Consider the following 21,456-nt stretch of genomic DNA (forward strand, 5'->3'; position numbering starts at 1 on the left):
CAGACCACGCTAGCCGAGCCGGCGTACCACGAGCTTCCGGCGTGTGTACGCGACAGGTCCGGATTTCACCGGTAGGTGTCGTACCCCAGCTTGATCGCCAATGCGATACCGGCGACCGCGATGCCCAGCCGCAGTGGGGTCGCCGGTGCCCGCCGCACCACCACGGGTCCCAGCCGCGCGCCGATCAGGCAGCCGACGCCCATGGCGCCGACGGCGGGCCAGTATACCGGTGCGAAGATCACGAAGCCCACGGCGGCAACGGCATTGGCGACCCCCAGCACGACATTTTTGATGGCGTTGGCCTCGGCCAGGCTCTCGGCACCGGTCCGCAGGAACAGGGCCAGCAGTAGCACCCCCGCCGCGGCGCCGAAGAACCCGCCGTAGATGCAGATCAAGGCGACGGCCACCGCCTGGGCGGCGCTGCGCGCGCGGGTCGGTTCGGTCACCGGTCCGTTGCCCCGCGGAAGTGCGATCGCGACCGAGGCGACCATCAGCAGCACCGGGACCGCGTTCTCGAAACCTTCTGCGGGTATCGAGAGCAGCAGCCAGGCACCGGCGGCACCGCCGAGCACAGCCATCGGCATGAGCCGCAGCAGCCGGCCGCGCTGCCCGGCGAGTTCGGGTAACGAGCCCGCCACCGAACCGATCCCGTTGAAGACCAGGCTGACGGTGTTGGTGACATTGGCCGAGACCGGCGGCAGGCCGATAAGCAGCAGGGCGGGATAGGTCGACAGCGACGCCAGCCCGGCGATACTGCCGATGAGCCCGCCGCCGATACCGGCGACGAACAGCAGCACCATCTCCCACCACGTCACCCGGCCATCGTCGACCAGAGTGGACGTGTTGCCCAAACCGGGTTGCGCCCACCAGGTCGACGGGTCTAACCTCGCTGTCGTGCATCGCATTCTCGTAGTAGCCAGTACCCGCAGCGGGGTCTGATCCAGACCGACCCCCCGCTGTGGGTCGGACGCTACTACCCGTCGGTCGCTCCCTAACGAGTGCGAAGGCCGACACACATGAACTCCACCACCCTGATCGCAAGCCCCCGCTTCGCCGATTTTTTCGACGCCCCGTTGCCGCGCGGATTGCGCGACCTGGCCGCCGAGATGAGCTGGGACGACGTGGCGGAGACCTTCGGCTCCAGTGCGGGACCGGTGCGGTTGTTGGCCTGGGACCGGGCCGACCGGGCATACGGCAGGCACACCCACACCTACACGGCCACCATCGCCATCGGAGATCGCATCACCGCGTGCACCGCCACGGCCGCGGGACCGCTCGGTGCGTTGACCGCGATGCTGCACGACTGTGGCGTCAGGATCGAGATGCTGAACTTTCACCAGATGCGGGCCGGGGGGCAGACCGCCACCTTCATCCGCAGCACGGCGGGAGTGGATGCGCAGTGGGCGATCGCCTGGTCGGAATGTCCCCACCAGTCCGCGCTGCGCGCCGTGATCGCGTCGGCGAACCGGCTGGCCGCCTGACGCGAACGGCCACTTGTCGCACGCGAAAAGTTTTGCGGCGTGCGACAAGTGGCCGTTGGGACGACTACTCGGTCAGAGTGGACGCAGGATGACCGGCATACCGTCCATCGGCACGGGCATGCCCGCATAGTCCAGCTTGGACTTGTAGCCCTGGTAGGGCGGCTCGAGGCGGTACTTGCGCAGCAGTCGATGCATGACGGTCTTGATCTCCAGCTGGCCGAAGACCATGCCGATGCACTTGTGCGCGCCGCCGCCGAACGGGGCGAACGCGTAACGGTGCCGCTTGTGCTCGTTGCGAGGTTCGGCGAACCGGCTCGGGTCGAATTTCTCCGGGTCGGTCCACAGTTCGGGCAGGTGATGGTTGATCGACGGCCAGGTCACGATGCTCGTGCCTGCCGGGATGAAATGCCCGAGCAGATCGGTGTCGCGCACCGTGGAGCGCACATTGAACGGCAGCGGGGTCACCAGCCGCAGTGACTCGTTGATCACCAGGTCATAGGTCTCCAGCTTGTCCAGCGCCTCGATATCCAGCGGACCGTCGCCGATTCGTTCCGACTCCTCGCGGCAACGTTCCTGCCACTCGGGGTTGGCGGCCAGGTAGTAAGCCATCGTCGTCAGCGTCGATGTCGAGGTGTCGTGAGCTGCCATCATCAGGAAGATCATGTGATTGACGATGTCCTGGTCGCTGAACGTGTTGCCGTCTTCGTCGGCGGTGTGGCACAGCACGGTCAGCATGTCGGTGCCCTGCGAGTCGCGCTTCTCCTTGACCCGGGCCTCGAAGTAGTCGTCGAGCACCTTGCGGGCCTGCAGTCCGCGCCACCACTTGAACGGCGGCACACCGGTGCGGATGATGGCTCCGCCCGCACGCGTGGTCATGGTGAAGGCGTCGTTGACCTTGGTGACCAGTTCCTTGTCCGAGCCCGGCTCGTGACCCATGAACACCACCGAGGCGATGTCGAGCGTCAGCTCCTTGACCGCGGGATAGAACAGGAAGCGCGGGTCGTTCTCGACCCAGTCGTTGGCGATTACGGCCGAGGCGACCTTGTCGATGTGCTCGACGTAACCGGTCAGCCGGGACCGGGTGAAGGCCTCCTGCATGATGCGGCGGTGGAACATGTGCTCCTCGAAATCGAGCATCATGAGCCCGCGGTTGAAGAACGGGCCGATGACCGGATCCCAGCCCTTCTGCGAGAAGTCCTTGTTGCGGTTGGAGAACACCGCCTGGGTCGCGTCCGGGCCCAGTGCCGCGACGCTGGAGAGCGCGGGGGAGTAGGCGTAGTGCACCGGCCCGTACTTCTTGTACACCTCAAGCAGGTATTCCGGACCGGAGCGGAACGTCTCGATCATGTGGCCGAGGATCGGCACGCCCGAGTCGCCGAGCACCGGCTTGAGTCCGCTACCGGGAGGCGGCTCGGCCAGCACGAACTGCTTGAAATCGTGATTGCGCAGCCGGTGCTCGACCGCGCCGAGGCCGGGCATGTTGTTCAGCGTCGGGGTGAACCGGCGCTTGGCCTGGTCCAGCAGATATGCCGGCGTGCTGATGGTTGTCGCCATGGACGGAACTCCTTCGTGCGGACAGACCTGTGGTCGACGTCACTTCGTCGACCATCTTCATGTTCGACTTGACGGCTGTCAAGTTTGTGTCCGGCGCGGTCGCCAGTCGGCCTGGCTGGTCCGCCACCGCCCTTTCGCGTGGCGGATAGCGCGCCGCAGGTGGGGGAAGTGTGCCAAGCTTGACAGATGTCAAGTTTTGTTCTGGCGTTGCGCGGTGCAAAGGTTTAAGGCCATGAGCGCCACCCCCGAAGCGCAAACCGAGACCCGGCGCAGCCGCGGAGACCGCCAGCGCGACGCGATCGTCGCCGCGGTGCGCGAGTTACTGGGTGTCAAACCCTTCGCCGATCTGTCGGTGAGCATGATCAGCGAACGCGCGGGAGTGGCGCGATCGGGCTTCTATTTCTACTTCGACTCGAAATACGACGTGCTGGCGCTGATCGTCCGGGAGGCGCTTGCCGAGTTGGACGTGCTGACCCACAACTTCGCCCCGCGTGATCCGGGCGAGTCGCCGGCTGCGTTCGCCAAGCGGATGGTCGGCAGTGCCGCGGCCGTGTTCGCGACCAATGATCCGATCATGGCGGCCTGCACCGCGGCCCAAACCACGGACAAACAGATCGCCGCCATCATGAACGACTTCGAGGACATGGTGATCGACAAGATCGTGGGTGTCGTCGAGGACGAGGTCCGCAAGGGCACCCGGCCGATCTCCGACGACATCCCCGCATTGGTCCGGATGCTCACCGCCACCACCGCGATGACGCTGTCCAACGACGCTGCCTTCGTCGGTCGCGGCACCGATCCCGCCCGGGCGGTCGACGTACTGGAACGTCTCTGGCTCAACGCGCTATGGGGAACCGCGGCGTCCTGGGACGAGTGACCCACCCGCCCTGGGTAGTGTCAGGCAGATGGGTCAACCAGAGGGTTTTGCCGGAAAACGGGTTCTGTTGACCGGCGCGGCCAGCGGTATCGGCCGCGCGACCGCGCTCAAACTCGCCGAACTCGGTGCCGAGCTGTACCTGACCGACCGCGACGCCGATGGACTGGCCAACGTCGTCGCCGACGCCGAGGCGCTCGGCGCCACCGTGGCGTCCCATCGGGCACTGGACGTGTCCGACTTCGAGGCCGTCAGCGCCTTCGCCGACGACGTGCATGCCGCCCATGGTGCGCTCGACATCGTCATGAACATCGCGGGCATCTCCGCCTGGGGCACGGTGTCGACACTGACCCATCAGCACTGGAAGTCGATGATCGACGTGAACCTGATGGGCCCGATCCACGTGATCGAAACCTTCGTGCCGCCGATGGTCGCCGCGGGCAGGGGTGGTCATCTGGTGAACGTCTCCTCGGCAGCGGGCATCGTCGCTTTGCCCTGGCATGCCGCCTACAGCGCCAGCAAGTACGGTCTGCGCGGGCTGTCCGAGGTGTTGCGCTTCGACCTGGCCCGGCACCGCATCGGGGTATCGGTCGTCGTGCCCGGCGCGGTGAAGACCGGGCTGGTCCAGACTGTGCAGATCGCCGGGGTCGATCGCGAAGACCCGCGGGTGGACAAGTGGGTCGACCGATTCGCCGGGCATGCCGTGTCCCCTGAACATGCGGCCGACAAGATCCTGGCCGGGGTGCAGCGCAACCGGTTCCTGATCTACACCTCCGCCGATATCCGCGCCCTATACGCCTTCAAGCGAGCGGCGTGGTGGCCTTACAGCGTCGCGATGCGACAGGTCAACATTCTGTTCACCCGCGCGCTGCGGCCCAAACCGCGCACCTGACGGTTTCTGCCGTTGGAAATATCACACCCTTGGGAACGGCGCTACCAGCGGTTTTAGGTTAGGCTAAGTCATTTGCGCGCGCCGGAGCCTGCGGTAATCGAAGGCCTCGTGCGGGACGGCTCAACGTCGAGAGGCCCACGCGGTGCGCAGGGTCGTTTGCGTCGCCAGAGGAGATCGCCGGTTGTCGGGACTTTTTGATCCGAATCAGGAAAAGAGCAGTTGTGGCGTCGGATTCTTGACGCGCAAGGATGGCCGACAAACCCACGAGGTCATCCAGAAGCTGCACGAGGCGCTGTGCGCGGTCCCGCACCGCGGCGGTATGTCCTCCGAGGGTGTCGGCGACGGCGCGGGGGTCAATCTGGATCTCTCGCTGCGGTTCTTCCGTGAGGTCACCGGCCGGCCGGACCTGGAGCTCGGCCAGTTCGGGGTCGGAAACTTCTTCCTGCCCAACGACACGGCTTTCCACGGGGAGGCCGAAGCGGTGATCGAGCGCACGCTGCGCGACCACGGATTTGACATCATCGCCAAACGTGATGTGCCGGTGGACAACACCGCAATCCGCCCGGCGGCGGTCGGCTATCAGCTGCCCATCCGGCAGTGGGTGTTCACCGCCGAGACGAGTGCGCGATTCGACCGCAGAATCCACGACGCCCTGATGGACATCGAGGCCGTCGCCTACACCGAACCCGCATTGCTGGGTCTGTACCCGCTCTCGATCAGTGCCCGCACCCAGGTGCTCAAGGGCCGCCTGAACTCCAATGAGGTGGTTCCGTACTTCAGCGACCTGTCGGACCCGCGGATGGAAGTGCACTCGATGTTCTTCCACACCCGTTTCTCCACCAACACTGTCCCCAATGCGACCATGGCCCAACCGTTCCGGTTGATGGCACACAACGGCGAGCTCAACACCGACAAGAAGAACCGGTTGTCCGACAACGCCGTCGCACGGGCCCGCAACCGCGCGATCGTACGACCGGTCGGGCAGTCCGACAGCTGTCGGTTGGATCAGACGTTGCAGAACAGGGTCCTCGAAGACGACCTGGACCTGATCACCGCGGTGGTCGCCATGATGCCGCCTGCCTGGGAGAACGACGAGACGCTGTCCCCGCAGGTGCGGGCGATGCTGGAATTCTTCAGCCTCTACGAAGAGAAGAACGACGGGCCGGCGGCGCTGATCTTCGGTGACGGCACCTATATCGGGGCGCGCCTGGACCGGCTGGGGTTGCGCCCGTTGCGATCGGTGGAGACCGCCGAGTACCTCGGCGTCATGTCCGAGGCGGGTCAGGTGTACTTCCCGCCCGAGGAAGTGATCAAGCGTGGGCGCATCGAGGCCGGCGGCATGCTGTACTACGACCACCGTGAACGCCGGTCGTTCGGTACCGTCGAAGCGCTGGAAAAGCTTGCCCAACAGCATGATTACCAGAGCATGCTCGACGAGGCGCGGGTGAATCTGGCCGATCTGCCCACAGTGGCCCCGGAAGGCCAACTCTCCCCGGCCCGGTACAACGGCGATCTGTCCAGGCATCAGCGCTACGTGGCGTACTCGTTGAATCAGGAGAGTTTCAAATTCCTGATGGATCCGATGCTGGCCACCGGCCAGGAGAAGATCTCGGCAATGGGCTACGGCGCTGCCATCAACGCGCTGTCCAATCACGAGGGTGGCATCGCGCGGTACTTCACCCAGCGGTTCGCCCAGGTGACCAACCCGCCGCTGGACAGCATCCGCGAAGCCGACGGCATGACGTTGCGGGTGGCGCTCGGGGCCAAGCCGAACAGCGGCGGGAAACCCGCGCCGCAGATCGTGGTGCCGACGCCGATCCTGACGCACCTGGAGATGCTCAAGATCCGGGATCAGAAGCACACACCCGTCGAGCGGTTCGGCATGTTCTACCGGATCGACCTCGATGATTCGGAAGCCAACGCCCGGGCGCTGGTCCGTGGCATCGACAAGCTGTGCGATGAGGTCGAGGAGTTCGCGAGGGAGACCGGCGGTATCGCCGTCATCTCGGATCGCCATGTCGAAAGCGGTATGGCCGCAATCCCGTTGATCATCGCGGTGTCGGCGATCAACCAGCGGCTCATCGAAGAGGGTATGCGGCTGCGGGTGTCGGTGATCGCCGAGAGCGGGCAGATCTGCTCATCGCATCACGTGGCCACCGCGCTGGGCTTCGGTGCCTCCGCGGTGTATCCGCTCGGCGTCCAGATGCGCGCCGAGGAGAAGTTCGGGCCCGACGAGACGCACGTGGCCGCGGCGTTCAAACGCTTCGCCAAGGCGGCCGAGAAGTCGCTGATGAAGACGATGGGCCGAGTCGGCCTCTGTACCGCCGAAAGCTATATCGGCGGTGAGTTCTTCGAGCCCAGTTACCTGGATACCGGCGAGCCCGTGCTGCGCAAGTACTTCCCCAATGTGGTGTCCCCGGTGGGCGGTGTCGGGTTCAGCACGCTGGCCGAGACGTCGGCCGAATGGCATGCCCGCGCGCTGGCGGTCAACGGGGAGAAGGACGTCCCACTGCTCGGCTTGTTCAAGGAGCGTGCCGAGGGGGCGGGGCATTCCTATGGGACGACCGCGGTGCGTGGTTTCGTGGACATGACCGAGGAGGAGATCTCCTTCGGCGACGACGCCCGTCCCGAGAACCCCGATATGGCCGATCCGCTGTACCTGCGCCGACTGCCACTGCACCAGCTCGAGGGTGCCTTCGGTCTGGACGACGAGGCATACCACAACAACAGCTTCGAGGAGATGTCGCCGCGGGCGATCAACAACTTCGACATCACGCCGGGCTACCGCAACTTCGTGATGGCGATGAACACCGAGCGGGCCCGGCGCCCCGCGGCGCTGCGCGACGTGCTGGCCTTCCCGGCCGACGTCAACTTCCTGCACACCGCCGACGAATTCCGCTCCGAGATGGGACAATTCGCCCTGTGGGGTAACAACGGTTACCTGGTGCGCGGGCTGGCAATCTCGCAGACCGGCGATGAGTTCACGCTCAGGCTGGCCCATTCGGCGGGTCGGCTCACCGAGTTGGCGCAATCGCTGCGACAGCGGTTCGGTGCGCAGATCGTCGACTACGACATCGTCGGTGACCGGTTGTGGCTACGGGCATCCGGCGATGCGCTGCACTACCTGTCCCTGGTGCGTACGGCACCGGACTCGATCCCGCTGTCCTCGGTGCAGCCCGCCGACGAGATCGCGGCCACGCTGGCCTCCGGTGCGATGAGCCACGGTGCGCTGGTGGCCGCCGCGCACGAGGCGGTCGCGCACGGCACCAACATGGTCGGTGGCCTGTCCAACTGTGGTGAAGGTGGTGAGCACATCACCCGCTATGGCACCATTCGCGGCTCGCGGATCAAGCAGTTCGCCTCCGGCCGGTTCGGGGTGTGGGCCGGTTATCTCGCCGACCCGATGCTGCGCGAGTTGGAGATCAAGATCGGCCAGGGGGCCAAACCCGGTGAGGGTGGCCAGCTGCCCGCCCCGAAGGTGACCGTCCAGATCGCCGCGGCCCGCGGCGGAACCCCGGGGGTCGAGCTGGTGTCCCCGCCGCCCCACCACGACACGTACTCCATCGAGGATCTCGCGCAGTTGATCCACGATTGCAAGGCCGCGCGCGTCCGGGTGATCGTGAAGCTGGTCAGCTCCGAGGGAATCGGGATCATCGCCGCCGGCGTCGCCAAGGCCGGTGCCGACGTCATCAACGTCGCGGGCAACACCGGTGGTACCGGTGCAGCGGCCGTCACCAGCCTGAAATACGCCGGGCGTTCCGCCGAGATCGGCGTCGCCGAAGTGCATCAAGCGCTGGTGGCCAACGGTATCCGGCAGAAGGTCGTGTTGCGTGCGTCCGGTGCTCACCAGACCGCCAGCGACGTGGTCAAATCGGCACTGCTGGGTGCCGACAGCTATGAGTTCGGCACCACCGCCCTGATGATGCTCAAGTGTGTGATGGCCAAGAACTGCAATATCAAGTGCCCGGCCGGCCTGACCACCAATTCCGAAGCGTTCGAAGGTGATCCACGCGCGCTGGCGCAGTATCTGCTCAACATCTCCCACGAGGTACGCGAGATCCTGGCCATGCTCGGTCTGCAGTCGCTGCGCCACGCGCGGGGGCGAAGCGACCTGCTGCACCTGTTGGACCACCCCTCCAGCATCGGCAGGCTGGATCTGCGGGCCATGCTCTCGGTCGCCGAGGGGTTCGTGCCCGACGATCCGATCTACATGGAGAAGGACTACGCCGTCGACGATGCGTTCCTGGCTCAACTCGACCTCGACGGTGTGGCGATGGCGCCGGTGACGTTGACCAACGGCAACAAGAGCGTGGGTGGGCAACTCGCCATCGACATCGAGCGGATGCTGAATCACCCGGGACCAGCCGGCCCGACGACCGGGCGGGCGGTGGCGGTCGACGCACGCGGGCGCCGGTTCCTCACCCCCGACAGCGTGCTGATCACCACCGACGGTTCGGCCGGTCAGAGTTACGGCGCCTTCTGCAATGACGGTATGACGATGTCGCACACCGGAACCTGCAACGACGGGGTCGGCAAGAGCCAGTGCGGTGGCACGATCATCGTCCATTCTCCCGGAGGGGGATCGCAGCTGCCGGGCGGCAACGTGTTGATCGGTAACTTCGCACTGTTCGGCGCCTCCGGTGGACGGCTGTTCGTCGCCGGTGAGGCCGGTGACCGGTTCGCCGTCCGTAACTCCGGCGCCACTGCTGTGGTGGAGGGTGTCGGCGAGTTCCTCTGCGAGTACATGACCAACGGTGCGGTGTTCAACATCGGGGGCTTCGGCAAGGGCGTTGCCAACGGCATGAGCGGCGGCTTCCTCTACCAATACGATCCGAGCGGTGCGCTGGCGGCCAAGGTGAGTGCCGACTCGGTCCTGATCGCGCCGCTGACCGAGGCGCCGTTCCACGAGATCGCCGCGAAGACGATGCTGCAGTGGCATGTCGAGGCGACCGGATCGTCGAAGGCCGCTGCGTTGCTTGCCGATTGGGACCGCACCCGGGAACACGTGCGGTATGCGATGCCGAGGGCGTTGCTGCAGTACCAAGATGCCGACGCGATACTCGCGGCCAAGACCCGCAAGGAACTGCTCGACGAGCTGGCATCGGCACTCGCCGGTCACCAGGTCGCCAAGTTCAAACGGTCCTATCGGGACGGTGACATGGTCCTCGGCGGAGCGGTGCCCGGCTACGGGGACACCGACACCGAAGAGATGTATGCGCTGTTGAACACCTACACCGTGCTCAATCTCGCGCAGCAACTGGCGTTGACCCGGTTGCCAGGGGTGACCGACGTTGCCCATCCCGCGGTCGGCAGTGCCGTCCGCAACCTGGTGCTGACCGAGGACTTCTTCCTGATCCAGAAACTGCAGCGGTACGCCCGCGAGGCCATCGACGGATTCAGCGATGAGGACCTGGCGGTGCTCATCGCCAACAAACGGATCACCGACTACAAGGATGCGTTGTCGCAGCGCAACGTGCTGTCGATGGACAGCCTGGGCACCTACGGCTGGATCCTGTTCCAGAGCGCCAAGAACGTCGAGCGCATCGGCCGGCTGCCCTCCTTCGAGGAACTGTTTGCCGCCCAATCGATTCCGGACGTCGTGGCCTCATTGACCTCTTTGGAGAGCGCTTCGTGAAGATTGCCTACATTCCCCAGGACGCCCCGTTCAACGAGGACCAGCGGGCCTGGCTTTCGGGATTCCTGGCGGGTCTGCATTCGCGGTTGGCCATGAACATGGTCCCACCGCCGGCGGCGGTGGCCGATGCGCCTGCCGCCCGCCCCGCGCTGCGGATCCTCTACGGGACGCAGACCGGTAACGCCGAGGGCGTGGCCAATGATGCTGCCGCCGCGGCCAAGTTGCAGGGTTTCGACGTCAAGGTCAGCGGTCTCGACGAGATCGAACTCGACGAGTTCGCCGGGTGCAAGTACGTATTGATCGTCACGTCGACCTACGGCGAGGGCGAGATGCCCGACAACGCCGAGCTCTTCTGGGAGGCGCTGTCGGCCACGACCGCCCCCCGCCTGGAGGGTGTGTCCTACGGCGTACTCGCCCTCGGTGACACCAGCTATGACGAGTTCTGCCAGGCGGGCAAGCTGTTCGACATCCGACTGGAACAGCTCGGCGCCACCCGCGTGGTCACCCGCACCGATTGCGATGTCGAGTACGAGGCGCCTGCCGCCGAATGGATCCAGGGGGCACTCACCGCGCTGGTGCCGACGTCCGGAGCCAGCGGAACGCCGAGCACCCCGCCGCCGAGCGCGGTGGCCCGATCGGGATGGACGCGCAAGAACCCGTTCGTGGCCGATATCGCGGTCAACCGGCTGCTGTCCGGGCCGGGGTCGGACAAGGAGATTCGGCATATCGAATTCGCGCTTGCCGACAGCGGAATCGAGTACGAGGCCGGTGACGCGTTGGCGGTGATTCCGGAGAACGATCCGGCCCTGGTGGAGGCCATCGCCGACCACTTCCGGGTGTCTCCGGACACGCTGGTCGACGACCGCCCGCTCGGTGAACTGCTCGGTCACCGCTACGAGATCAGCGCACCGTCGAAGGATCTGCTCGGTGAGGTCGAGAAGCGGGCCGACAATGAGGAGCTGTCCCATGTGCTGCGCGGTGGGGTCAAGGAGACGCTGGAGCGCTGGCTGTACGGCAAGGACATCTTGGACGTACTGCGAATCGCCGGAGACGACCTGAGCCTGGAGGAGTTCATCGGGTTACTCAAACCCCTTACTCACCGGGCCTATTCGATATCGTCGAGCGCGCTGGCGCATCCAGACCGGATCCATCTGACCGTCGCCGCGGTGCGCTACCAGGGCAACGGCCGCGAACGTGGCGGCGTGTGCTCGACATTCCTGGCCGACCGGGCCGGCACGGCGAAAATCTTCCTGCAGCCCAACAAGTCGTTCCGAGTGCCGGGCGAGGGTGATGCGCCGATGATCATGGTCGGACCCGGCACCGGGGTCGCCCCGTTCCGGGCCTTCCTACAGGAACGCGAACACAGCGGCGCCAGCGGCCGAAACTGGCTGTTCTTCGGCGATCAGCACCGCGCCCACGATTTCGCCTACCAGACCGAACTGCTCGGTTGGCAGTCCAGCGGCCTGCTGACCCGCCTGGATCTCGCGTTCTCGCGCGATCAATCGGAGAAGGTCTACGTGCAGAACCGGATGGTCGAGCACGGCGCCGACGTGTACGCCTGGCTCGAAGAGGGCGGCCACTTCTATGTCTGCGGTGACGCGACCAGGATGGCCAAGGATGTCGACAAGGCGCTGCACGAGATCGTCGCCACCCACGGTGGGATGACCGCCGATGCCGCCACCGATTACGTGAATTCGCTCAAGCGCGAGAAGCGCTACGTCCGCGACGTGTACTGACCCCGACGCGTCCCGCCGGCCGGCGACAGCTCAGGGCGGGGACAGCTCGCCGCCGGGCGGCGGCGCGAAATCGGTAACGGTCTGCGTTTCGGTCCGTGTTTCGGTGACCGTGCTCGGCGGGACCGTCGTCGTGGTGGTGGTCGTGCTCGGCGTGGTCGTGGTGGTCGTCGTAGTGGTCGTCGTTGTCGTGGTGGTCGTCGGACCGGTCGTCGAGGTGGTGCTGGCCGTCGTGGGCGGCACCGTCTCGGTGATCGTGCCGGGCGCGACCGGAGCGCCGGCCGTGGTCGTGGTGGTGCTGGTGGTGGTCGCCGGGCCGGAATCGGAGTCGTCGGAGGACACGGCACTGAAGATGCCGTACCCGGCCAGCGCCAGGACCGCCGCGGTGACCGCGCCGAGGCCGACAAGGGCGGCCGGCTTCTGGTACCAGGGCTGTGCCGGTTCGGCTGCGGCGTACGGATCGGCCAGCTCGCTGTAGTCGGCGTACAGGGTGGGGTCGTCGTGCGGGTACTCGTTCGGGTCGCCCGGGCGCTCGTTCATGAGTGTCGATGGTAGGTGGTCGATGATGGATGGTGATGCCGATGTCCGGTCAGCGCTTGCCCCAGTCCCATGCCGGAGCGGTCAGCATGGTCTGGCCTTCGATGAGGGTTTCACCCCATTCCTTGACCAGTTCCACGGTCCGTGCGCCGTCCGCACCGAGCCGGTCACGCAGGACGGTCGAATGCGTGACGACGATGACCTGGGTGGCTGCGGCGGCATCACCGATCATGCCGACCAGAGCGGGGATCAGATCCGGGTGCAGGGACGTTTCGGGCTCGTTGAGCACCATCAGCGACGGTGGTCGGGGGCTGAGCAGCGCGGCGGCCCACAGCAGGAAACGCAACGTGCCGTCGGAGAGCTCCGCGGCCCGAAGAGGGCGCAGCATTCCGCGCTGATGCAGCTGTAATTCGAACAGTCCGTCGTTGGCGATCACCGACACGCTTGCGCTGTCGAACGCATCGGCTATGGCGCCCTGCAGTTTTCCGTCGCCGAGCTCGATGATGGTCTGCAGCGCAGCGGCCAGGTCGGCACCGTCGTCGGCGAGGACCGGGGTCCGGGTGCCCACCCTGGGCCGGCGGGCCGGCGCACCGGCGTCGGAGCGGAAGCCGTCGTAGAAACGCCAGTCGCGCAGGCGGTTGCGGACGGCGTTGATTTCGGGGAGTGCTCCCGCGTACTCGGCGAGGACGCTGCGGTAGAGCGGCAACGCGCGGGACAGATCGGTGAATCCCCGCCCGGTCTCGTCGGCGACATCGGCGTGGGGTCCGTTGCGGCGCAGCAGCATCGAGGACGGCCGCAGGCGTGGTCCGGCAAAGATGGTCTCGCGTTTGATCTCCGGATCGCGGCCGAACAGCGAGGCCGGCCCGGCGTGCTGGGGCATTCCGAGATCGACCAGATAGCCGAATTCGTCTGAGGCGAAGCCGAGTTCCAGCGATACCGGACGGGTGCGCACGGTGCCCTGGGTGGTTCCGGTCCGGCGAGCGCCGGAGGTCTGTTCGGGTCCGGCCCACAGAGCCGATTGCAGACCTCCCTCGCGGGCCAGCGAGGCGATGACCTCCCCGCGGCCGCAATCCGCGAGCAACATCAGCGCTCGGTACAGCGATGATTTACCGGTGCCGTTGGCGCCGGTGATCACGGTCAACTGTGCCAGCGGCAACAGGACTTCGCGCAGTGATCGGTAGCCGCGTACGGCGATCGTGTTCAGCATGGCATCTCCAGTTCCAAGCGGACACCGAGCAAGCGAACGGGACGGTCCAGATCGAAATCGTCGAGCAACGCCAATGCCACGCGCTGGATCTCCACAGGATCGTTGCCGGGTGCGGCCAGCTTGCGGATCTTGGTGCGGGTGAAGAAGGTGGCCGTGCGCACGGTGACGGCCACTCGGGTGACGGTGCGGCCGTCGGCGCTGACCTCCGTCAGCGTCCTGGAAGCCAGATCGACGACGGCCGATTCCATATCGGCCCGATCGGCCAGGTCATGCGCGAAGGTGACCACATGGCTACGTGAGCGTGGCACCCAGTCCTGTGCGCTGACCTCGGTGTCGCCGCCGCCCTTGGCCAGCAGCAGCAGTTGCAGGCCGGTGCTGGGCCCGAAGGCCGTGGTGAGGGTTGTGGCGTCGGTGGCGGCCAGATCTGCGACGGTCGATATCCCCATGCCGGCGAGCTTTCTGGCGGTCTTGGGTCCGACGCCCCACAGTGCGTCGACTGGTCGGTCGCCCATCTGTGCCATCCAGTTCGCCGCGGTGAGTGCGTACACACCATCGGGTTTGGCGAAACCGGTGGCGACCTTGGCCCGCTGTTTGTTGTCGCTGATCCCCACCGAACACCGCAGCCTGGTCTCGGCGGCGACGATGGTCCTGATGCGTTCTGCGAGCTCGAACGGATCGGCTACATCGGCACCGAGGTAGGCCTCGTCCCAACCCCAGACCTCCAGCGGATGGCCGAGATCGCGAAGCAGACCCATCACCTGCTCGGAGGCGGCGTCGTAGGCCGGCGGATCCGACGGCAGAAATACCGCCTCGGGACATTTACGGGCCGCCGCACGCAAGGGCATACCGGCGTGTACGCCGAACTCGCGCGCCTCGTAGGACGCGCAGGTCACCACTTTTCGGGGCTCGTGCGGGTCACCGCTTCCACCGACGATCACCGGCGTGCCGACGAGTTCGGGACGGCGACGCAGTTCCACCGAGGCCAGGAACTGGTCGAGGTCTATATGAAGGATCCAGGTGCTCACGTGCCACAGAGTTTGCGAGCGACGTCGTCCCAGCCGGCGACGAGTTCCTCGAGTGTCCTACCGCGGTCTGTCATCTCGTGGGCGACTCGGTCGGCGTCGAGCAGCGCAAGCAGTGCATCGGTCTGGGCGTCGAGATCGCCTGTCGTACCTGCGGATTCGAGCAGCATCCGGATATGGCGGCGGTGCAGGGTTGCCGGCGAGTTGTAACGGGTATGGGGATCGCGTGCGGCTTCGGAAAGCAATGCCCGGTGGGTGCGGACGAAGTGCAATCGGCTGTGCCCGTAGGCCTGCAGTCGTTCCAGTGGCGGGGCGCCGGGTCCCAGTGGGGGAGGGCCGAACATGAACGCCTGCTGCTCGGCGGTCTCGTCCTCGTCGAGCAGCACGATCATCAGGCCGGACCTGCTGCCGAACCGCCGGAACAGGGTGCCTTTGCCGACCCCCGCAGCCGCGGCGACATCGTCCATCGAGACGGCGTCGGCTCCGCGTTCGGCGATGAGTCGGCGCGCGGCATCCAGGAGCAGGGCGCGGTTACGCGCCGCGTCGCCGCGCTCGACCGGCGCGGCGGACGAGAGCGGCAACACGCTGAGAGATTCGGGTGCGCCCACACCTGCACTTTAACTCAGCCGGAATTATTCGGACTGCGGTCCGGTTATCCTGTGCAAGGATCACCCGACGACGGAAGGAACCTCGAACATGACCAACGTGCTGGTACTCATCGGAAGCCTGCGGAAGGCATCGATCAATCGGCAGCTCGCCGAACTGGCCGTGGAATCCGCGCCCGACGGCGTGGCACTGCAGGTCTTCGACCGGCTCGGCGAACTGCCGTTCTACAACGAGGACATCGACAACGACGATGTGGTCGAGCCGGTGCGGGCGCTTCGCGAGGCCGCCGGTGCCGCCGATGCCGCGCTGGTGGTCACCCCGGAGTACAACGGGTCGATCCCGGGTGTGCTCAAGAACGCCATCGACTGGTTGTCGCGTCCCTATGGCAACGGCGCCCTGCAGGGCAAGCCGTTCGCCGTGATCGGCACCGCACTCGGTCAGTACGGCGGCGTCTGGGCGCACGACGAGACCCGGAAGTCGTTAGCCATCGCCGGGCCGCGTGCGGTGGAGGACCTCAAGTTGTCGATCCCGTTGGCAACCCTCGACGACAAGCATCCGCGCGAGCATGCCGAGGTCGCCGGTCAGGTGCGCGAGGTGGTTGGCAAACTGGTCGCCGAGGTCGGCTGAACCGATTTGACAAGAACCGCCCGGGAGCGTTGCTCCCGGGCGGTTCTGTCGTTCCGGCGACCGTGCGGCAGGGGCATGGTTGTCGGACCCCGTCGATAGAGTGCGACACGGCCCCTGATGTGATCTGCGACACGCCGGTCGAAGACACGCCATGGGGCTTACGACCTGGGAATTTCACGAATGTTGTTCAGAACATCTTGTATCTCTTCGGTTTGTCGGACACTAGGTGTAGTGTCTGACGGACCGCGAGGCCCCAAAGCCACAGGGGCCCGGCGGAGCGAGACCCACCCGGTACCGGCCACGCCGGACACCACGGATCCAGCTCCGGGGAGACCGGAATTTCCGGGCCCTCCGGACCGCTGAATCGAAGTGAATTGCATAGCCAGAGCAGTTGCCCGTCCCAGTCATGCACGAGCGTAGGAGCCGCTAGATGAACGTCACCGTGTACACCAAGCCCGCTTGCGTGCAGTGCAATGCCACCTACAAGGCGTTGGACAAGGCGGGCGTGGAGTATGACGTCGTCGACATCACCCTCGACAACGAGGCCCGTGACTATGTGATGGCGCTGGGCTACCTACAGGCTCCCGTGGTCGTCGCGGGCAACGAGCACTGGTCCGGATTCCGTCCCGACCGCATCAAGGCCCTGGCCGGAGCGTCCGCCGTCACCGCCTAGACCACCCAACCGACCGAGAGGAGTGCAGACGTGAGCAACCTCGTCTACTTCTCCAGCGTCTCGGAGAACACGCATCGGTTCGTGCAGAAGCTCGAAATGCCTGCCATCCGGATTCCACTCAAGGAACGGATCCAGGTCGACGAGCCCTATGTACTCGTCCTGCCCACTTACGGTGGCGGACATGCCAACGGCCCGGATCCTGACCGCGGGGGTTATGTCCCCAAACAGGTGATCGCCTTCCTGAACAATGAACACAACCGGTCGTTGATCCGCGGTGTCATCGCCGCGGGCAACACCAACTTCGGTGCCGAATTCGGCTACGCGGGGGTCGTCGTGTCTCGTAAGTGCGGCGTTCCATTTCTCTACCGTTTCGAACTCATGGGAACGACGGACGACGTCTTTGCCGTCCGCGCAGGATTACAAGACTTCTGGAAGGACCAGACGTGCCACCAACCGTCACAGCTGCAGAACCTGTAACCACCGGCGCTCACGCGCTCCCGGGGGAGACGGACTACCACGCGCTCAACGCGATGCTGAATCTGTACGACGCCGACGGCAAGATTCAGTTCGACAAGGATGTTCAGGCCGCGCGGGAGTACTTCCTGCAGCATGTCAACCAGAACACCGTGTTCTTCCACAGCCAGGACGAGAAGCTCGATTACCTGATCGAGAAGGAGTACTACGAGCGCGAGGTGCTCGACCAGTACAGCCGCAACTTCGTCAAGAGCCTGCTGGATCGGGCATATGCCAAGAAGTTCCGGTTCCCGACCTTCCTGGGCGCGTTCAAGTACTACACCTCGTACACACTGAAGACCTTCGACGGTAAGCGTTACCTGGAGCGCTTCGAGGACCGCGTGGTGATGGTGGCGCTGACGCTGGCCGCAGGTGACACCACGTTGGCCGAGAAACTCGTCGACGAGATCATCGACGGCCGGTTCCAGCCGGCAACCCCCACTTTCCTCAACTCGGGCAAGAAGCAGCGCGGCGAACCGGTGTCCTGCTTCCTGCTCCGCATCGAGGACAACATGGAGTCCATCGGGCGCTCCATCAATTCCGCGCTGCAGCTGTCCAAGCGCGGTGGCGGTGTTGCATTGCTGCTGAGCAACATTCGCGAGCACGGCGCACCGATCAAGAACATCGAGAACCAGTCCTCGGGAGTCATCCCGATCATGAAGCTTTTGGAGGACTCGTTCTCCTACGCCAATCAGCTCGGCGCGCGGCAGGGTGCCGGCGCGGTGTACCTGCATGCGCACCATCCGGACATCTACCGGTTCCTCGACACCAAGCGCGAGAACGCCGACGAGAAGATCCGGATCAAGACGCTTTCGCTGGGCGTGGTGATCCCGGACATCACTTTCGAGCTGGCGAAGAAGAACGAGGACATGTACCTCTTCTCGCCGTACGACGTCGAGAAGGTGTACGGCGTTGCCTTCGCCGATATCTCGGTGACCGAGAAGTACTACGAGATGGTCGACGACGCGCGGATCCGCAAGACCAAGATCAAGGCACGCGAGTTCTTCCAGACGCTGGCCGAGCTGCAGTTCGAGTCGGGCTACCCGTACATCATGTACGAGGACACCGTCAATCGTGCCAATCCGGTGGAAGGCAAGATCACCCACTCCAACCTGTGCTCGGAGATCCTGCAGGTTTCGACGCCGTCGCTGTTCAACGAGGACCTTTCCTATGCCAAGGTGGGTAAGGACATCTCGTGCAATCTCGGTTCGCTCAACATCGCCAAGGCGATGGATTCGCCGGATTTCGCCCAGACCATCGAGGTGTCCATCCGGGCGCTGACCGCGGTGAGCGACCAGACCCACATCTGGTCGGTGCCCTCGATCGAGCAGGGTAACAACGAGTCCCATGCCATCGGTCTCGGTCAGATGAACCTGCACGGGTACCTGGCGCGCGAGCGGATCATGTACGGCTCGGAAGAGGGCGTGGACTTCACGAACATCTACTTCTACACGGTGCTCTACCACGCGCTTCGTGCGTCGAATCGGCTTGCGATCGAACGTGGTCGGGCCTTCGGTGGATTCGAGAAGTCCAAGTACAAGTCGGGGGAGTTCTTCGACAAGTACACCGATCAGGTCTGGGAGCCCGCCACCGAGAAGGTGCGTACGCTCTTCGCCGATGCCGGTATCCGTATCCCGAACCAGGATGACTGGAAGCGGTTGAAGGAGTCGGTGCAGACCCACGGCATCTACAACCAGAACCTGCAGGCGGTCCCGCCGACGGGTTCGATCAGCTACATCAACCATTCGACATCGTCGATCCACCCGGTCGCGTCGAAGATCGAGATCCGCAAGGAAGGCAAGATCGGTCGCGTCTACTACCCGGCGCCGTACCTGACCAATGACAACCTGGAGTACTACCAGGATGCCTATGAGATCGGGTACGAGAAGATCATCGATACCTACGCGGCGGCGACGCAGCATGTGGATCAAGGGCTTTCGCTGACGCTGTTCTTCAAGGACACCGCGACCACCCGCGATGTCAACAAGGCGCAGATCTACGCTTGGCGCAAGGGGATCAAGACGCTGTACTACATCCGGCTCCGCCAGATGGCGCTCGAAGGCACCGAGGTGGAGGGCTGCGTGTCCTGCATGCTGTGAGTTGAGTCGACTGAACGGCGGGTCGGGGGAGATATCCCCCGACCCGCCTTTCGTTTTCGGGCAGCTCGCTCCGGTGCACGAAAAATTGCCGACATCGGCGGTCTGTTGTGGCGGTTAGGCTGACACCACGTGCGGCGCTACATCAGCTGCGCCGGTGAGGGGGACACCGTGACTACCGAGTTGGTGATGGTGCTGGCAGATGAATCCGATCCCGGACGTGCGATCGGCCTCGTCATCGGCCGGCTACTGATCCTGGGCTTGATCATCTGGGGAATCGTGCATCTGATCCGCAAGCGACGCCGGCGCGGACAGCTCGCTCGATCCCCGCAACCGTACCGGGATGGGAACGCATGGCGTTATCCCCAGCAGGGCCAGCAGCCCAAGCCGTACTGGGACGGAACGGCCTGGCGGTACCCGCAGCACCAATATCCGCCGCAGCCCGGTCCGCAATACCCGCCGGCCCAGCCGCCGTACCCGCCGGCCCAGCCGCCGTATCCGCCGGCAGGCCCGGGATCGTCGCACTAGATAGCTCCTGAACCGGTCTCACCACAGGTCAGAGCGGTCAATTCTGTCCGCTAAGTTAAACGATTGACAGGTCAGTCAACTATATGTCAGGCTGATCTCGTAGGCGGCGTCGACGGTCGAAGGCCGTATGCGCCGGGGGTTGGGGTTCGTGTCAGGGGGACGCGATGGTCGAGATGTCTGCCGACCGGTCATTGCGGTGGCGGCCGTGCTGCGGTGTGACCGCATGATGATCGTGGGCGCAGTTGTGCTGTGTGCCTGCGTTGTCGTTGTGGTCGGCACCTTGGGGGGTGTGGCACGGCTGCCGCGGACTCGGCAATACGTGCTTTCCGGAGACTGCACGTGCCGTGAACAACACCCTGAGCGATGCCTCAACCGGCACGCGCTCTGAGTCATTCGACAACGGCGGCGAGACGATCCCGCGTGCACCCCGGGGATCCCCGTCGGCGACTTGTTTGTTCACCTTGCCTGGAGAGGACCGCCACGTGCTTTCAGTGACACCCACACGATGCGACAACATCTGTACCGCAATAGTTGTCGGTGAATCATGGTAGCCCCGAGAAAGAGCGGTGGTGGCGTGCCGTGTCCGGTGTTTTCGCTGGCAGCGCGGCGGGCCACCGTTCCGGCCGACGAGCCGACCGAGGAGCGGTGCATCGCCTCGGTTGCGCGGCTGGACACCTTTCACTGGTCCGCGTCGTGCACCTGCGGATGGAACGAACGGCCGGTGATGTTGCGTGCGACGGCTGTCGTCCAGGCGTTGGAGCACTGCACGCGCGGGAAGTGCCTACCCGCGCAGCCCCTCCTGGTGCCGCGGCCCGTGGTGTGCTCGGTTGTCCCGCTACCTCTTTCACCCGCCAGCGATGTCAACGTGATCGAACGTCGCCGCAGGCAGAAGTCCTGGTCAATCGTCAAGGGAACGGGGATCTGGTGAGTGCTCGAAATGGGACCGTCATTCGTTCGTCGAGATGGAAGAGCCGGACACCGGAGGATTCTGCCGACGTCCACGACGACTTCGCCGAGCGATTGAACCGCCTGTTCGAGGTGGTGCACCCACCGTGGCGGGGACCGTACACCAGCCGAGAGATGTTGCAGGAGCTGTCGTTACGCGGCCATGTTCTCTCGGCGCCCTACCTGTCCCAGCTTCGGCTGGGCCGTCGGACCAAGCCGTCGCGGGCGACCATCAATGTCATCGCGCAGTTCTTCGGCGTACGTGCCGATTACTTTCTGGTGCGCGGTGGCGGGTATCAGCGCCGGGTGGACGAGGATCTCTACTGGCTCGGCGTGGCACGCGATCCCCTCGTGCGCCACATCGTGTCCGGGCTACTCGACCTGCCTGCGGAGTCTCGTGACGCGCTGCTTGCCCAAGTCGAGGCCTGCTCGGTGATCGTACCCGGCGAGGGCGCCGCCGACCGGGCTGAAGCGGGGTAGCCGACCGGCCGCAGTATCCGCGGTCGTCCTCGATCGAAGTGTCCGAGCGTGTA

General features: G+C 65.2%; 18 protein-coding genes. 12 read left to right on the top strand and 6 right to left on the bottom strand.

The window, feature by feature from the left end; all coding sequences use genetic code 11:
• Positions 1 to 65 precede the first annotated feature (65 nt).
• The gene (locus PGN27_RS22870) at positions 66 to 800 is read right to left on the bottom strand and encodes a sulfite exporter TauE/SafE family protein (protein ID WP_418888665.1); all 735 of its coding nucleotides are present in this window, start codon (positions 798 to 800) and stop codon (positions 66 to 68) included.
• A gap of 216 nt (positions 801 to 1,016) precedes the next feature.
• Between PGN27_RS22870 and PGN27_RS22875 the strand changes: the two genes are divergently transcribed.
• Positions 1,017 to 1,481 carry a 2-isopropylmalate synthase gene (locus PGN27_RS22875; RefSeq protein ID WP_335328165.1) on the top strand — a complete coding sequence of 155 codons (465 nt, stop codon included), beginning with the start codon at positions 1,017 to 1,019 and terminating at the stop codon, positions 1,479 to 1,481.
• Between the two features lie 72 nt (positions 1,482 to 1,553).
• Here PGN27_RS22875 and PGN27_RS22880 read toward each other — a convergent pair whose 3' ends face one another.
• Positions 1,554 to 3,035 (bottom strand): cytochrome P450, encoded by a 1,482-nt coding sequence (locus tag PGN27_RS22880; RefSeq protein ID WP_335328166.1) that lies wholly within the window; start codon positions 3,033 to 3,035, stop codon positions 1,554 to 1,556.
• Positions 3,036 to 3,267: 232 nt separating this feature from the next.
• Between PGN27_RS22880 and PGN27_RS22885 the strand changes: the two genes are divergently transcribed.
• From PGN27_RS22885 to PGN27_RS22900, 4 genes are all read left to right on the top strand, one after another.
• Positions 3,268 to 3,912, top strand: coding sequence for a TetR/AcrR family transcriptional regulator (locus tag PGN27_RS22885; protein ID WP_335328167.1), 645 nt, complete (start codon positions 3,268 to 3,270; stop codon positions 3,910 to 3,912).
• A 28-nt stretch (positions 3,913 to 3,940) separates the two neighbouring features.
• On the top strand, positions 3,941 to 4,801 hold the full coding sequence (locus tag PGN27_RS22890; RefSeq protein WP_335328168.1) for an SDR family oxidoreductase: 861 nt from the start codon (positions 3,941 to 3,943) through the stop codon (positions 4,799 to 4,801).
• Between the two features lie 181 nt (positions 4,802 to 4,982).
• On the top strand, positions 4,983 to 10,436 hold the full coding sequence (locus PGN27_RS22895; protein ID WP_335328169.1) for a glutamate synthase-related protein: 5,454 nt from the start codon (positions 4,983 to 4,985) through the stop codon (positions 10,434 to 10,436).
• A complete protein-coding gene (locus PGN27_RS22900) occupies positions 10,433 to 12,172 on the top strand; it encodes a diflavin oxidoreductase (RefSeq protein WP_335328170.1) in 1,740 nt (579 codons plus the stop codon). Before PGN27_RS22895 ends, PGN27_RS22900 begins: the two co-directional genes overlap by 4 nt.
• A gap of 30 nt (positions 12,173 to 12,202) precedes the next feature.
• Here the strand turns inward: PGN27_RS22900 and PGN27_RS22905 are convergent, their stop codons facing one another.
• From PGN27_RS22905 to PGN27_RS22920, 4 genes are read right to left on the bottom strand one after another with little or no spacing between them, the layout of a single operon-like run.
• Positions 12,203 to 12,709, bottom strand: a complete 507-nt coding sequence (locus PGN27_RS22905) for a hypothetical protein (RefSeq protein ID WP_335328171.1) — start codon at positions 12,707 to 12,709, stop codon at positions 12,203 to 12,205.
• Positions 12,710 to 12,758: 49 nt separating this feature from the next.
• A complete protein-coding gene (locus tag PGN27_RS22910) occupies positions 12,759 to 13,913 on the bottom strand; it encodes an AAA family ATPase (protein ID WP_335328172.1) in 1,155 nt (384 codons plus the stop codon).
• On the bottom strand, positions 13,907 to 14,938 hold the full coding sequence (locus tag PGN27_RS22915) for a DNA polymerase IV (protein ID WP_335328173.1): 1,032 nt from the start codon (positions 14,936 to 14,938) through the stop codon (positions 13,907 to 13,909). Before PGN27_RS22915 ends, PGN27_RS22910 begins: the two co-directional genes overlap by 7 nt.
• On the bottom strand, positions 14,935 to 15,543 hold the full coding sequence (locus PGN27_RS22920) for a TetR/AcrR family transcriptional regulator (protein ID WP_335328174.1): 609 nt from the start codon (positions 15,541 to 15,543) through the stop codon (positions 14,935 to 14,937). Before PGN27_RS22920 ends, PGN27_RS22915 begins: the two co-directional genes overlap by 4 nt.
• Before the next feature lie 88 nt (positions 15,544 to 15,631).
• Between PGN27_RS22920 and PGN27_RS22925 the strand changes: the two genes are divergently transcribed.
• The 7 genes from PGN27_RS22925 to PGN27_RS22955 all read left to right on the top strand — a co-directional run bounded on the left by PGN27_RS22925 (position 15,632) and on the right by PGN27_RS22955 (position 21,403).
• Positions 15,632 to 16,168, top strand: coding sequence for an NAD(P)H-dependent oxidoreductase (locus tag PGN27_RS22925; RefSeq protein WP_335328175.1), 537 nt, complete (start codon positions 15,632 to 15,634; stop codon positions 16,166 to 16,168).
• A gap of 430 nt (positions 16,169 to 16,598) precedes the next feature.
• Positions 16,599 to 16,841, top strand: a complete 243-nt coding sequence (nrdH, locus tag PGN27_RS22930; RefSeq protein ID WP_335328176.1) for a glutaredoxin-like protein NrdH — start codon at positions 16,599 to 16,601, stop codon at positions 16,839 to 16,841.
• Positions 16,842 to 16,871: 30 nt separating this feature from the next.
• Complete coding sequence (gene nrdI, locus PGN27_RS22935; RefSeq protein WP_335328177.1) at positions 16,872 to 17,318, top strand: class Ib ribonucleoside-diphosphate reductase assembly flavoprotein NrdI; 447 nt, start codon at positions 16,872 to 16,874, stop codon at positions 17,316 to 17,318.
• Positions 17,285 to 19,453, top strand: a complete 2,169-nt coding sequence (gene nrdE / locus PGN27_RS22940; protein WP_335328178.1) for a class 1b ribonucleoside-diphosphate reductase subunit alpha — start codon at positions 17,285 to 17,287, stop codon at positions 19,451 to 19,453. The genes nrdI and nrdE overlap by 34 nt, the downstream gene beginning before the upstream one ends.
• Before the next feature lie 129 nt (positions 19,454 to 19,582).
• On the top strand, positions 19,583 to 19,978 hold the full coding sequence (locus PGN27_RS22945; RefSeq protein ID WP_335328179.1) for a hypothetical protein: 396 nt from the start codon (positions 19,583 to 19,585) through the stop codon (positions 19,976 to 19,978).
• Between the two features lie 574 nt (positions 19,979 to 20,552).
• Positions 20,553 to 20,906, top strand: coding sequence for a hypothetical protein (locus tag PGN27_RS22950; RefSeq protein WP_335328180.1), 354 nt, complete (start codon positions 20,553 to 20,555; stop codon positions 20,904 to 20,906).
• The gene (locus tag PGN27_RS22955) at positions 20,903 to 21,403 is read left to right on the top strand and encodes a transcriptional regulator (protein WP_335328181.1); all 501 of its coding nucleotides are present in this window, start codon (positions 20,903 to 20,905) and stop codon (positions 21,401 to 21,403) included. The genes PGN27_RS22950 and PGN27_RS22955 overlap by 4 nt, the downstream gene beginning before the upstream one ends.
• Positions 21,404 to 21,456 lie beyond the last annotated feature (53 nt).

Source organism: Mycolicibacterium neoaurum, assembly GCF_036946495.1.
In the GTDB taxonomy this organism is placed as follows: Bacteria; Actinomycetota; Actinomycetes; order Mycobacteriales; family Mycobacteriaceae; genus Mycobacterium; species Mycobacterium neoaurum_B.